This window comes from Microcoleus sp. C2D2 (assembly GCF_036702495.1).
In the GTDB taxonomy this organism is placed as follows: Bacteria; Cyanobacteriota; Cyanobacteriia; order Cyanobacteriales; family Microcoleaceae; genus Microcoleus.
Genome location: NZ_JAUBTO010000119.1, coordinates 1 through 14,939 on the forward strand (window position 1 = coordinate 1; position 14,939 = coordinate 14,939).

The following is a 14,939-nucleotide window of genomic DNA, read 5'->3' on the forward strand; positions in this document are numbered from 1 at the left end:
AATTGATGGGACGGGCTCTTCGGCCCATCCCACAAGAAAAAATAACTCTTGTGGGATGGGCCGAAGAGCCCGTCCTAATTATTTTTGCAAGAGGTATAATATCAATTCCGGCAGTAAGGTCCGAATGATATCAAATCCGCGCCCAGAAAGTCGGGCGTAAAGTCTCATCAAGCTCGCAACTAATAATTCGCGCAATTTTCATTTTTTTGATTCACAGTCAACAGTCAACAGTCAACAGTCAACAATTACAAACTACCAATTACCAATGACTAATGACTGATGAGTGCTTCAATATACTGCTGAATTTCCCTGAGTTGCTGCCGCTGGTATTCGATCCAATCTTTTTCCGCCGCTCGCTGTTGGGGCGTCTCTTGCTGATACCGCGCCTGCTTCTCTAAAAAATTATTGTAGAACCTAATCGCTTTTTCAACTGTCTGAATTGCCAGTTTCATGCGCTCCTCAAAAATTGCTAAAATCAAACTATCCATGATTGAGCCAATCACTTTACAGGACTCTTCAAAATCGACCAAACTGATTCCCATCTTGCTTTTATGAACCAGAGTTTCTACAGGGGCTTTCAGCGTTTCTTTAAAAGTCTTCACAGAAGAAGAGTCAGGCAAATATTTCAGAGGTTCCGTAAACTTCGACACAATCTCGCTGCCTATTGATTGCACTCGCTCTCTAAATCTCGATTGACTCTTGAGATCGAAGCATTCAATACAAAATTCAATTGTTTCTATATCAATAGATTCTAATTCTTTAAAAATCAAATGGAGTTCATTCTCCATAATTAAAACCACTCGATCTGCCTGGTAATCAACTTCATTCCGCAACTCTTTGTGCAAATGCTCTTTTTCATAAAAACCGAGAGTATCTCTTTGAAAGACTTGATGGTTTTTATCCCACAAAAACCACTGATTTTTCAACTTTGTAGACTTGTCGCTCCACGATTTGCGAACTTTAACAACAGCATCATATTGGGCCTGTTTTCCTAAAGAGCGAATTCTGAAATCGCATCCGCTTAGTTGGCCAATTTGCTCCCACACCTCAACGGTCGATGCGCGAGCAATTCTCGGCTTGCTATTCCAGACATCCTCAGCCTGAGATAAATCTTTGAAACATACCTGAAGAAACCCCTTGAGTCTGAGGGCTGATTGCTTAATTTCCTGAATACAAGGTTCCACATCTACGCTGAGTTGGGTAGCTGACTGTTTGATCTCTAGGGATTGATGTTCGTCGGCCAGCAATCGATCGCTAAACTGGGTAAGAGCCTGGAATACCTTGAGATACTCATTCATTTACTTTTATCCCTCGTTCCCCTAAATAGCATACAATACAGAACATCTGCCTTTTTGAATACCAAGTGAGTCATACCATTTTAGATTTTAGATTAAAGAATTGAAGAATTGGGAATGACTGATGACTGTCGTGGTTTGGATCGCGGGCCTACAGTTGCATTTTTTTTGGAAACAGGTCTGACAACATGGATTATCTATTCACCCCTGCAACTCAGGCTCTACTCAATACTGGCAACCTGGTACAGCCTGCTGCCAAAACAGGAAAATTGCTCCCGGCAGCTAGAGATCCGGTGACAGGGGAGTTTGTGGAGCTTGCAAAAATCTTTTATCCATCAACAACTGGAACTACATCCTCGCGCGGGGTTCTACGATTGCTCGCACAGTTAGCCGGAGGTGGCCCCGTACACCCGCTGGTAGCTCCCGTGTACCTGACAGTGGCACCGTTGCAGCTTGCTCAAACTCATCAGGGGTTTCAAAAAATATATAGAATGCTTAACTCTCTGAAAATTAATTTGGCAGTGATGCAAGCGACTGCTGCAGTCTTTGGCATTGGCGCTGTATCGAACACAGTTTTGTCAGCAGTAAACCTCAACCAAGTATTAAAAATCAGAGAAGATGCCAAGCACCAGAAGCTAAAAATTAAAGGCGGGTTTATCGATCTCAGACACATCCTCAAAGATAGGGGAGTAGAGGTGATCCAGCAGATTTTTAAGGTGGCTCACGACTCTAGTTTTCAAATGCACCGCCAGAAACTGGTTAACGGTTACGATATTTTTTCTAAAGCTATCAAACGCTGTCAGTCAGCCCTGACATTGCCGGATCTTAAACTTCGGAATTCCGAAATTAATAGCGGGCGGGATATGCTGTTTGAGGCTTTAAAAATTTATGACAATCCCAGTTTGTTGGAGGGGCTGTGTTCTGCCGCACAGCTCAGGCAAAGGGAATGTGTTTGGGCGATCGAGCAGGCGATCGACGTCACGTTTCACTTGCAGCGGGCCTACGATATGGTGAGCCAGCGCCTGCTGGAACTTCAATCAAAAATTCGTCAAGATATTCTAACTGTTGTTAAAGGATGTCAATCGGAAGCAGAACTAGATTTTTTATTTCCCGAAGTTACTAGGATTCTCGGTCATGATTTAAGTGTAATAGAATTTTGGCAAACTGAGGCTGATTGGATGCAAACTTTGTCTCCCAAAGATCAGCACCAGTTAGCTAGTTTAGATAAACTCAGCGGCGAGAGTGTAAAAAGCAGCGTGTACACTACATTCACGGTATTAGCTGCGGAACCTTCACTTTATGACACTTTAAAGCAAAAGTCTCACTATCTATCCTTGCGCGACCAGCTAATCTTCGCTGTGTCGCCGGAAATCCGCCAGGGATACGAATTTTATGTCAGCCAGGAGGCGATCGCGACTGGCTATCAAGCTTTAGCTGCCTCGAATTGGCAAGAAATATCCGATTTAACTGTGGCTAACCTCTACTACTTTTTTCAAATCCGAGAGCACTCAACTGGAAATTCTCGAAATGAGGACGAATTAGAAACGCCTTATTGGCATTTTCCCACAACCTTAAAAAACGAGCTTAATTACAGCAAGTAAATGACAGGTGACAATTACCTCAGCCACAACTTAATAGTATTGTCTTTAGAACCGCTAGCAATAGTTTTGCCGTCGGGACTAAAAGTTACCACATAAACTTCATCGGAATGTCCCGTCAAAGTATTCAGCAATTCTCCGGTAGCCAAATCCCAAATTTTAATAGTTTTATCCTTGCTCCCGCTCGCAATAAACTTCCCGTCCGGGCTGATAGCAACCGAGACAATATCGTCTGAATGCCCCTTGATAGAGCGAATTAAATCTCCTGTTTCGAGATTCCAGATTTTAATAGTTTCATCGTAGGAACCGCTAACAATTGTCTTGCCGTCCGGGCTAACAGCAACCGACCTCACCGCGTCGCCGTGTCCCTCAAGAGTTTTGAGCAACCCCCCCGTTGCTACATCAACAACTGTAATTTTTTTATCCTTAGAAGCGCTAATCAAACTTTTTCCATCGGGAGTGAAAGCAACAGAATAAACAAAATCTGTATGGTCGGGCAAATTCTGAATCAAACGGCCAGTTGTTGCATCCGAAATCTTCGTGGTTTTGTCTCCGCTGCCGCTAGCAATGAGCTGTCCGTCGGGGTTCAGAGCGACAGACCAAACAGAAGCAGTGTGGTCGAGACTGCGAATCACTTGCCCTGTTTTCAAATCCCACAGCATGACTCTCCAAAAACCGGTTCCAGTCGCCAGTCTCGTACCGTTTGAGTCAAAAGCAACCGACCAAACGGTGGATGAATCTCCTGCAAAAGTGCGGATCGACTTGCCTGTAGCTAAATCCCAAATTTGGATGGTTTTATCTTTAGAACCGCTGGCTAACATTAAGCCGTCTGGACTGAAATCAACAGACCCAACGGCATCTGAATGCTGAGCGAAATTTTTGACTTTGGCGTTCTTCCACTGCAGCCCTGATTGGCACTGTTCCTGTAACTTTTGACCGGACGAATAGCTGCTGGAAGTGTTGGCAATTGTTGGTATTTGGCTGATGCAGCCTTCATAATTGCTGGCTTTATAAAGAGCTTCAATTTGATTGAGCTGTTGGGATTCTTTCTGGACTCGCTGCTGCCATTGTTGCAACTTAAGATATCCGTAAATTCCGCCGATCGCAGCTAAGATAGCCGCAATTGTTGCCCCGGCGAGATAAGGATTGAATTTGCGAGTTTCTTTGGGGACAATCGCTGCTGCGCTGGATCTCGACAAATCGGTTTTTCCGTTCAGATTTACCTGCGGGGATACCGCCGGACTTGCCTGCAATTCGAGTTGAGGGGCGCTGCTCGCTGGTGGCGGATTGGGGTTGCGGTGTCCCTCCAAAACTGTGGCGATCGCCTTGTACAATTTAGCGAATAAAGATTTAGGAATGACTAATTCTTCGATTCTGGCGGCATCTTCGTCAGTAAGCCCTAAAACTTGCTGCAAGCGTTTTAACTCCTCGCGAGTTTCCAGAGTAAAGGGATATTCTTGCTGCATTGCTTCTTGCAGTGATTGTTCGTAGCGTTCGCCTTTTTCTCTGTATTTGCGGTAAGGGTTCAATACCTCATCTTCGATCGCCTCTGCTTCTTCTGGCAGCAATTCCAAACTGACGCGCAGTTCATCTAATATTCTACGACCGACGACTGTAATGTCACCGCGGCTGCTGCTGCGCCGATCGACTTCTTCGCGATATATTGTCAGCTTGGGAATCCGCGCCCGCGAGCGATCGCCAATTTTCCTCAAATCGGCTAAAGCTTCCGCCGCCGACTGGTAACGCTCCCGAAAATCGTAGCGCACCATATTGTCCAAAACATCAGCCAGCGCTTGGGAACACGCGGCTAAATGCCGCCAAACTATTTCGCCTTTATTAGAATTTTTCAAATCCCGCAGTTTCGGCAAATCGTAAGCGGGCAAACCCGTCATTGCTTGGATGCCAATCATTCCCAAAGCGTAGATATCGCTGTTGAGTTGCGGATTGTATTGAAATTGTTCGATCGGCATATATTCCAGCGTGCCAATCCGCACAGTTACCGGCGCTTGTCTTTGAGCGATGTGAATTTCTTTCACCGAGCCAAAGTCAATCAAAACTAACTTGTTGTCTGAATAGCGGCGGATTAAATTTGCCGGTTTAATATCTCGGTGAATTACTCCCTGTCCGTGTACAAACACTAAAATTTCTAACAGTTCCTTCAGCAAAGCAATTATTTTTTCTTCTGTTAGGGGTTTGCCCGGTACAATCTCGGTTGATAGCGAGTGACCGGCAACAAATGATTCAACTAAGAAAAATTCTTCATTTTCTTCAAAATAAGCGAATAGCTGAGGGATTTGGTCGTGTTGACCGAGCTTTTCTAGAACTTCTGCTTCTTTTTGAAAAAGACGGCGCGTAGTATTAATTAATTTCGGTTCGGTGGTACCGGGACGCAGGTGCTTGACAAAGCACTGCGGTTCTCCCGGACGGCGAATATCTTTGGCCAGATAGGTTTGTCCAAATTCTCCTGTTTCTATGACTTCAATGATTTGATAGCGTCCATCTAAAAGTTGGCTCACCATGATAATAACGCAGCCTTTGTTTGGTTGATTTTCGCAAGAAACAGTTGCACGGCAGGCAGGAATTGCTATTTTTACCCTTCGCAGTCTCGCTCTTTACTTTCTATCCATGTATCGCTGCGATCGATTTAAATTGCCTGTTTTGGCGGGCAGGATGCCCACCTCACAAGAATTTAAGTTGATGCGACCGCCACTGCAAACTTGGCTTTATTTACTAAATACTTTATTTTTTCAATATCTGCAAAGCTTGATATCCCAAAAAGAAAAAACCCAAAGCGCCGACTACCAATACCCCGTTCGTAAACACATCTACTGTAAAAAATTCGCCCATTGCAATCTCCTCTGACAACTGATATCTATCCTCAGCTTTTCGGTCGCTGACCGGGTGAGTGGTCTTGCCCCTCGCTGCGGGCGAGCCGAAAGATGCTCACAAATTATAGCAAAAGAGGCGGTCAAAATAACTTTCCGGGCGATCGACTAGCTTTTTGTTTTAATATTTTTTAATATTTAGGGAGACAAATCCTGTACCGAAAATTTTAGGTCAGTTCGCTTTGATATTGTTAAACCTGCTAATTTTTTCTCTGATAGTAAGTAGAGCTTACACTAAGAATTTGCGCCGATCGGTCAAAAATGCGCCTCGAACCGAGAGAATTTCAGCCAGGCCCTCACCAGGGCCAGCCGCGCAGTTCCCCAAAGTTTCGGTAATCGTACCAGCAGACAACGAAGCCGAGAATATTCGGGATTGCGCGATCGCCATGAGGGAGAGTACACCGCTGTCTGCGGACAACCTAGAGGTTTTGATTGTAGACGATCGACAGACGACACCAAGGATCTCGGGCAAACCCTGCAACAGCAGCCGGGCGACCCCCGCCTCAAAATATTAGCAGGTCAGCCGCGACCTGGGAACCAATATTGGGCGGGCAAAAACTGGGTCTGCGCCCAAGCTGTTGAGGTAGCAACCGGAGACTTCTTATTATTTATCGATGCCGACGTGCGGCCTCCGGGGCGATCGAAACTGCTATCGCCACAGCCGAAACCGAGAAAATAGACTTGTTCACCTGTATGCCAGCGCTGGGAAAGCGAGTGTTTTGCCGAGTGGTTAGTGCAGCCGATAATGTTCAATCACTTAGCAGTTTGCTACGACTTTACCGCCGTCGTGGTTGGGAGGTTTGGGAGGTGCGTTAGTGGCGGCGATGGCGATCGGTTCTGCGATTAAAACCGAAACCGGTTGGGGATGGACTTGGCGGGGTATAGCTTTGCAAATTAACAGTTAATTAAGACTTACGGATGGGGTTCCATAAACCGGGTTTTTTACGAGAAGACGCGTTATAACCCGCAGATTCGGTAAAAAACCCGGTTTCTTCGATCGCCCCGTGCGATCGCGAACTGTTTAAGCTTCCGCATAAACAAAAGCAGGTACGCGCTTGTAAGCAGGCGTGCCCGATCGCCTTTCAATTTCCGGGTGAAAAATCACATTAACTTCAGGATAAAACATCAAAGCAGCACCCACGCGAACAGCCCCGTAAATCATCTCGACATTTTCCATTTTTCCCGCATTTCCCTGCACCGTAACCCGCTGATGTTCCTGCAGACCCACACTTTCTGCATCCGCGCGGTTCATCAAAATGCAGTTGCGGTGCGGCATTCCCCGGTATTTGTCATCAATTTTGTAGACAACAGTATTATGCTGAGAATAGCTGCGTCCCGTCATCAATGCCACAACAATACCCTTTGTTGATTCCGATACTCCAAACTCTTTCGCTTCCGGTAATTTCAGCTTAGGTAAAGGCGTGACAAACATCTTCGCTTTCCCAGACTCTGTAGGGAATTTAGGTTCCGTAAAAATGCGACCGCTGATGGTGAATTCCTCTTTGGTTTCATCAATTGTCGCTATTTTTTCATAGCCAGGAATAGTTTTAGCAATCAATTGCCGAACGTATTTTGTGTCTTGAAGTTGGCGCCAATCAACGGGAAAATCGCCGTGAATTCTGCTGGCTAATTCCGTCAAAAATTGTACCTCGGGAATCAGATCGGCATTTTTGAGATGAGTTTCACCCTCATCATTTAAACGCACAAAATTATTTCCAGATTCCACCGTTGTTTTGTGGGGATTTTCAAAGCGATTGAGTACAGGAATCACAATTGTATTGTGTTTTGCCAATCCGCTAAAATGCCCTAAATTCGGTTTAGTTGCGAGGTAAATAATAGTTTCAACATTGCCTAAAGCCCGTTTTGCCTGATTTGAATCTGGATTTGCCCCATACAAGTTGCCGCCCAGACAGATCAGCGTATCGACTTTGCCTGCATCTGCTGCTTCAATGAGCGATCGAGTGTCGTAGCCCTTAACGCGACTGAGGGGACGATCTAACAGTTTTTCGAGAGCGTCTTGGATTTCTTTTTTCAGCTTGACAGTCACGCCCATAGAGCCGAATCCTTGGACGTTTGAGTGTCCTCTCACGGGCATTAATCCAGCACCTTCTTTGCCGACATTTCCTGTCATTAAGGCAGTATTGGCAATGCTGAAAACATTATCTACACCGTTATCGTGTTGGGTAATTCCCATCGCCCAAGCAAAGACTACTCGCTGGGACGTGCCAATAATTCTGGCTGCAGCCTCAATTTCTGCTTGGGAAACTCCGCAGGTTTTAGTAATAGTTTCCCAAGAGGTTTCGCGGGCGTGCTGTACTACTGCTTCCCAGCCTTCTGTATGAGTTTGCAAGTATTTTTCGTCCAGCAATCCTTCTTCGATTACAGATTTTTGAATGCCGACAAATAGCGCCGTATCGCTACCGGGAATTGGTTGCAAGTATAGCGAGGAAATATCGGAACCCGGGATGAGCGATTTGACAGGAAATGCCGGAGAACCAAACTTGACTAAGCCGATTTCCATCACCGGGTTGATCGCAATTATTCTACCGCCTTTGTCGCGAATTTTAATCAATTCGTTCATCAAGCGGGGATGGTTGTAGGAAGAATTGCTGCCCGCGAGCACGACGCAATCTGCTTCCTTCAAGTTTTCTAGACTCACTAGCGAGGTGCGGGTGGCAAACATTTCGCTTAACCCGATTGTCGAGGGAGCGTGGCAGAGATCGGAACAATCTGCTAAGTTATTGGAACCCATCGCCCGCATCATCAATTGCAGCAGAAAAGCCGCTTCGTTGGAAGAACGACCAGAACTGTAGGATGCTACTCGTTCGGGGGTTTTGCGAAAGGCAGCTTCGGCAATTTGATAAACTTCTTCCCAAGAAATGCGATCGTAATGAGACTTGCCGGCCCGCAAAATCATCGGAAAACTCAGCCTTCCCAGCCTGTCTGCTTCCATTGAATTTAATTGCTGGAGTTCGGCAATACTGTGCTGTTCAAAATAGTGAGTCGAGACAGGCGGTTTAATTTCAGCGGAGATTGCTTCGACGCTTTTCATGCACCGCTGAAGTTTTTCGCCCTCTTCATTCGTAAAACCTCCTTTCTGCCCGCCAGTGCCCCAAGAACAGGACAAACAAGCACTTTTGTGCAGCAAAGTTTTCCAAAGTTTCGGCCCTTCCGGGGACAATGTATGTTCTGCCCAATATTCTATTACGGGCAAACCGCCACCTATCTCTGGTGTTTCCTCGTTTGTCTCGCTGAATGGCGGGATTGGTTGGACTTTTTGGGAGTTGACATCCATGCGGTTTACCTTTTGTTTAAATTTATTACTAAAATTTTATCTTAAATTTACGATTATAAAAATTAGGCACTAGATATATTTTTTAAGAGGAATTGGGAATTGGGAATTGAGAATTGGGAATTGGTAAATCGACTAAAGGCAGATGCGTAGGGTGCGTCCGATCGGGAAAACCTCTTCATATCGAAACAATCAATATCTGGCGCCCCTTACAAGTTGATTTAACTGAGATATTGCACTATCAATAGAGGTAAGCTGCGCGACCCGGCGCACCCTACCGATAGTTTCTGTGTGTAAGTCCTGTTTAACTCACATCTTGCACCATTCTCAAGAACAGGCTTTCCGGCCTGTGAAGCGAAGAGTGAATTTTCTCGCTTCACAGGCCGGAAAGCCTGTTCATAAAAATCTTATTGAGAATGGTGCAACATCTCAGGTTTAACTCACTCAAATTTTATCGCTTACTCTTATTTAACGCTTGGTTCCCAAACCCAAGACAAAGCAGTCGATCGCCCTCAGCAACATTCGGGTCATTCTGCAAATAATCTCCCAACCATTCGCAACTCCGAGCAATAATTTTATTCAGTTCAAAATTTTCCAAAGGCCACAGAATTACAGTCCTATCGCTGCTAGCAAAAGCCAGAGTTCTGCTGTCAGAACTAAAAGTAACGCTCAACACCCGATCGCTCGATTCCAAAGTCTTAGATAGCAGCGCCTTCTTACCGTCAAAATTCCACAGTTTAACAGTATTTCCCCCACTCGCCGCCGCAATCAACTTGCCGTCGGGACTAAAACTCACGCTTTCTACAGTATCGCTGTGGTCGAGTTTTTCAGTTAAATTAGCCACCTTGCCATCAAATCCCCACAAGTAAACTTTTTTGTCAGCGCAAGCAGCAGCAATAGTCTTGCCGTCTGGACTGAAACTCACATTTTTAACCCTGTCCTCGTGGTCGATAGTTTTCAGAATCTTCGCCGACGAACCGTTAAATTGCCAGAGGTAAACTCTCTTTTCTCCGGAAATTTCAAAAGCCTTTTTCTTCCCGCTTGCCTTGTCCTCAGCAGCGGTAGCAGTAGCAATAGTTTTGCCGTCGGGACTGAAGCTAACGCTAATTACTGGATTGCTGTGATCGAGTTTTGCAAGCAAAGTTGCTTTAGAACCGTTCCAGCGCCAGAGGTACAATTTGCGATCGGTACTGGCGGCGGCAATTATCTTTCCGTCTGGACTAAAACTCACGCTTTTAACAATGCCGCTGTGGCTTAGGGTATTTAACAGTTGGCCGTTTAAACTCCAGACTTTCACGGTTTTGTCATCGCTGGCAGAAGCAACAGTTTTATAATCAGGGGAAATGCTCACCCAGGTAACAGAATCATTGTGACCTTCTAAGGTTTTGAATAAACTGCCGTCACTTCGCCAAAGTCTCACTGTTTTGTCCCGGCTAGCAGAAGCAATTGTTTTGCCGTCAGCACTAAAACTGACTTTGTAAACCCAGTCTCCGTGTCCCGATAAAATCTTATTCAACGGAGTGCTGTCCGGTTTCCAAAGTTTCACTATTTTGTCCTTACTTGCGGAAGCAATAGTGCCATCGCGGCTGAAAGTTACGGCCCTCACGTCGTCTTGATGTCCTCGAAAAGTATTGAGCAAAGTGCCGCTGCGACTCCAAGTTTTCACCGTATCGTCTGCACTGCCGGTGACAATTTTTTCGCCGTCGCGACTGAAACTGGCGCTGACAACTTCATCGTTGTGTCCTTTGAGAGTTCTGATTTCCTCACCGTTTCGCTTCCAAATTTTGGCTGTGCTGTCGGCACTTGCTGAGACGAGTTCTCGACTGTTTGGACTGAACTTAATGCTGTAAACAATGTCAGAATGCTTGGTTAATGTTTTGGGCTTAATTTTAAATTTCTGGGTTTTACTTTCTCGGTTCCAAAGTTTGACAGTTTTGTCAGCACTTGCTGAGGCAATTGTTTGGCCGTCGGGACTGAAACTGACGCCCAGCACCCAGTCTTTGTGTCCGGTTAAGGTTTGCAGCAATTTTTTGTTCGCCAGGTTCCAGATTTTGACGGTGTTGTCGTGACTGGCGGAAGCTAGGGTTTTGCCGTCGGGACTGAAACTGACGCTGGTGACGATATCGCGGTGGCCGGATAAAATGCCGTGAAGCGGAGCTATCCCGTAGGGAATCGCACTTTTGTCGTTATCTACTTGCCAAATTCTAATTGTGCGATCGGCACAACCAGTAGCGATGGTTTTCCCATCAGGACTAAAACTAACACTCGTCACGATATCGCCGTGATTGAAAGTTTTTAATAACTTACCTTCTTTGCTCCACAATTTAACAGTTTTGTCAGCACTTGCCGAAGCAACTGAATTGCCGTCGGGGCTGACACTCACATCCAAAACAAACTTGCTGTGCTGCTCGAAACGGTTGCGTTCTTGCACCCCAGAAACTGCTTGTCTGAGTCTTTCAGCAATTTGATTTTTAGTGTCCACAGGCAGGGCTGTACTTTTCATAGAATCACGAGCGATTTTGATACTATTTCCCACCACTCCTAATTGATCTTTTTCATTAGAAAGCACTAAACTTTCCGACGCCGAATTTAGCGCATCAGTCCGACTTTTTTCGGCTTCTTGCCGCGCGCTTTCTGCTAATTTTGCTTGCTCGAATGCCATCGCCGAAACACCTCCGAGTACAAGCAATCCTAGAACCGCCGCCCGCAATTGCCATCTCCGACTTTGGTAAAGTTGAGCTTCCGCTTGGTACTGTTTGTCTCTAGCTTGGCGCTGTTTGTCTCTAGCTTCCGACAGCAAAGCATCTCGCTCTCTGTCTTTGCGAATTTGTTCAATTTCATCTCGGTTAATTTGATTTTGCTTTCGCAGTTCCTCGAATTCTGCATTTTTATCTAATTGCTGCTGCTGGCGGATGAAGGTAACTAAATAGTCGTGAACGAGCTGGTAAAGCTGTGCCTGCAGTTCCGTCCACCGAAAAACTAAACCAGATTTTACTAACAGTTCTAAGACTAAATCTAATTTGTCAGCTTCGGCAAAGGTCGCTAAATCCGAGGCTAATTCGGCGCGGGTTTTGAGGGGACGAATCTCCTCTTCATCTGTCAGCAAATACAAAACTCGCCGCGCCGCTACTTGATTTTCCGGTCCGCAATCTTTAATGACTTCTTCGAGAAACCTTTCGACTAATTTTTGTTGCGGATTGTCGCCTAGTTCCTGATATCGAGTTAAAGTTCTAATGTCCTCTTGTTGCAGTTGAGCGCCGACAAGTTGTAGTTCGATCGGGCGAACTTCTCCCAATTCTCCAGCTAAATCTTTGACTAATTCTTCGATGAGATCCGGTTCTAAGTAAAACTGCGCTCGTTCAGTTAAAGTGCGAATTACCGCTCGCGCATCGCCCAGGGAAAAATTTCCCAAATAAAACAGAATATTTTTGCTGAGAATGTCGCCCAAAATATCATTATTAATGAATCCTGTCGGGTTTTTGGGTCGGGAAAATTCCAGCAAATAGTGCAGGTAATCTTCCCGCAAACATAGGACTACTTTTAAATATTTGATGTTCAAGCATTCCCGCAAAAAATCAAAAAATCTCTGCCTTTGGGCTGGCTCTTTCCACACGAAAAAGAATTCTTCAAATTGATCGAATATCAGAACAGTCACTAGATGTTCGGAATTTATTTGCAGCTCGTTGATAATTGTTTCGTATACGAACTCGTCTTTTTCTATCTCTATGATTGATTCTACAGGCTGTGACTGCTCAATTTGATCCTCATTTTTCCCAGCCGAGCCGCCGTTAAATCCCGAAATAAGATTTTCCTTGACTGCGCCTGCTTCTACGGTCAAATCTACCGGAGCAGTTTCCGGTACTGCTTCGGAAATTTCCGGATCGAATATTTCAGCTTTAAGAGCAGATAACTGTCTGGTCAATTCCCGCGGCCAGTTGTTGTAAACTTGCAGCACTACCGGCAAAACAGTTCGCCTTTCTATTTTTTTTTGTTTGAGAGCCGGTACTAATCCCCCGGTGACAATTGAACTTTTGCCAACTCCAGACTGACCATAAATTACTGTCAGTTTGTCGGGGGTATTGTTCATTCTATCTATCAAACGGTTGAGGTCTTGTTCTCGGCCGGAAGCAGTAATTTCATCAGCAATAGTAGCAGCGCCGGCAACTGTTTCAGCCACGGGATTAACCGCTTCTCTGTGCGGCTGCAACTTTCCGGCTCCAATAAAAGCTCGGAACCGATACGTATGTTCCACCGCTCGATAATCTTGCTTAATTTGAAACGCTTCGAGATATTCTCCCCGCTGAAAATAGAGCGATCGCAGCATTTCTAACACCCGCAAATACAGTTGCGGGTTGTAGCAAGCTTCGGTTTCCGAGCGAGCCAGCTCTAAATGCGCGATCGCCTCCCGAATCTCACCCAACTGACTCTTAGCTTCTGCTAAAATCAACAGATACAAGCCTTGATGCTGCGACTTGACAGCCGTTCCCTGTCCCGTCGTTTCTAAATTTGATTTGAGAACGTCTAGAGCGACTAAAGCCCATTTTTTCGCCCCTTGCCAGTTTTTTTGCTCTAAGGCTACTATAGCTAAAAAGCCGTAATCTTGAGCCAAATTCACTGCTGAATTTTCCATATTTTCATGCAATCTCCGAGCTTTAATAGCTAAATTCCAGAGTGCATCCCAATCTTCTAAATGCTGCAATACTTCGCCGAGTTGATTGATGAATATACCAACGGCATCCGACCGTCCCGCGCTTTCTAATACCTCAATACATTCCTGAAAATAATTCTTAGCTTCCGTCCAGTAAGGACGGTTAGCGCTGCGGTGTTGTTCTGCTTGGAAGCGGTAGCAAAGCCCGATGTGAAATAGCAGAATTCCCTCTAATACCGATGCAGGGTAAACCGTAAATAACAAATCGCTAAATTCTGTTTTTCCTTCAGTAAATGCTACTTGATACTTCCAAAAACAGAGACTTGTTTGATACAATTCAAGAGCCGCAGGGATGCGGTGACAAGCATATTCGTGCCGACCGCGAATAAATTGCAAACTCGCTTCAAGAGCTGGTTCTAACCTGATGTTGCAAGTTTGCAAGTCTTGGGTAGCCGACTCTAATTCACTCAAAGAATTGGCTCCGAGAATGGCAGAATTACTTAAACGCCAATTGCCGCTTTCTAAAATGTTGGCAAAAATGCGATCGGCACTTTTGCCCAGGAAATCCACCAATTCGTCTGGGCCGAGGACAAATTCAACAGTGGTCGTCCAAGTCTCGATATCTGTTACTAACCGAATCAGTTTTTTTAATATTTTGTCTGTCACCCACAGCACCACCGGGAAGGGAAAATTATTCCGAAATTCTTCCCTGACGTAGTTGGTAGAAGTCAGCAGTCGATCGATCGCACTTACCGATTCCAATCCAAACACCATTAAAGCTGCCGGATGGTTGCAGGTAAGTTTGGTTTCTATCGTCGTGTAAAGAGTTTTAACAGATGGCGGGAGGACAATTTCTCGAATATCGAGACCAGACTCCTCCCGCAATTGCCGTACAGTTTCCTCTCTCATAGCACTGTAATTGCACCGCACCAAAATCAGCGAAAATTGCCCCTGAGACATTTTCAGAGCCCGGGAGAGAGTTTGCAGCGAACTTTTGTTTTGCTGTGCTGCGGTGTCTTGCTGGCAGTGCGAATTAATCATAATTAATATTTGAAAAGTTTCTCATAATAGGTGCTGTCAACTGCCGACGAAATAAAGAAGAAAGTTCGGCAAAGGATTCGCTTGGAGAGGATGTCACGGATGTCAGCCAGTTCGGCAACAAGCAATGTACGAGATTTAAGGGATAAATATTAGACTTGAACCGAAGCCCTCCGCAAACTA

At 45.3% G+C, this 14,939-nt stretch carries 6 protein-coding genes; 2 read left to right on the forward strand and 4 right to left on the reverse strand.

The window, feature by feature from the left end; genetic code table 11:
- Positions 1-269: 269 nt before the first annotated feature.
- Entirely contained in the window at positions 270-1,298 is a 1,029-nt protein-coding gene (locus tag QUB61_RS28790; protein WP_333132740.1) for a hypothetical protein, read from the reverse strand.
- A 185-nt stretch (positions 1,299-1,483) separates the two neighbouring features.
- Here QUB61_RS28790 and QUB61_RS28795 point away from each other — a divergent pair, with 185 nt between their 5' ends.
- Positions 1,484-2,896, forward strand: coding sequence for a hypothetical protein (locus QUB61_RS28795; protein WP_333132741.1), 1,413 nt, complete (start codon positions 1,484-1,486; stop codon positions 2,894-2,896).
- A 14-nt stretch (positions 2,897-2,910) separates the two neighbouring features.
- On the opposite strand, the gene QUB61_RS28800 is transcribed toward QUB61_RS28795, so the two are convergent.
- A complete protein-coding gene (locus QUB61_RS28800; protein ID WP_333132742.1) occupies positions 2,911-5,412 on the reverse strand; it encodes a protein kinase domain-containing protein in 2,502 nt (833 codons plus the stop codon).
- 739 nt (positions 5,413-6,151) lie between these two features.
- Here QUB61_RS28800 and QUB61_RS28805 point away from each other — a divergent pair.
- A complete protein-coding gene (locus QUB61_RS28805; protein WP_333132743.1) occupies positions 6,152-6,457 on the forward strand; it encodes a hypothetical protein in 306 nt (101 codons plus the stop codon).
- A gap of 342 nt (positions 6,458-6,799) precedes the next feature.
- On the opposite strand, the gene QUB61_RS28810 is transcribed toward QUB61_RS28805, so the two are convergent.
- Complete coding sequence (locus QUB61_RS28810; protein ID WP_333132744.1) at positions 6,800-9,073, reverse strand: FdhF/YdeP family oxidoreductase; 2,274 nt, start codon at positions 9,071-9,073, stop codon at positions 6,800-6,802.
- A 448-nt stretch (positions 9,074-9,521) separates the two neighbouring features.
- On the reverse strand, positions 9,522-14,759 hold the full coding sequence (locus tag QUB61_RS28815; protein ID WP_333132745.1) for an nSTAND1 domain-containing NTPase: 5,238 nt from the start codon (positions 14,757-14,759) through the stop codon (positions 9,522-9,524).
- Positions 14,760-14,939 lie beyond the last annotated feature (180 nt).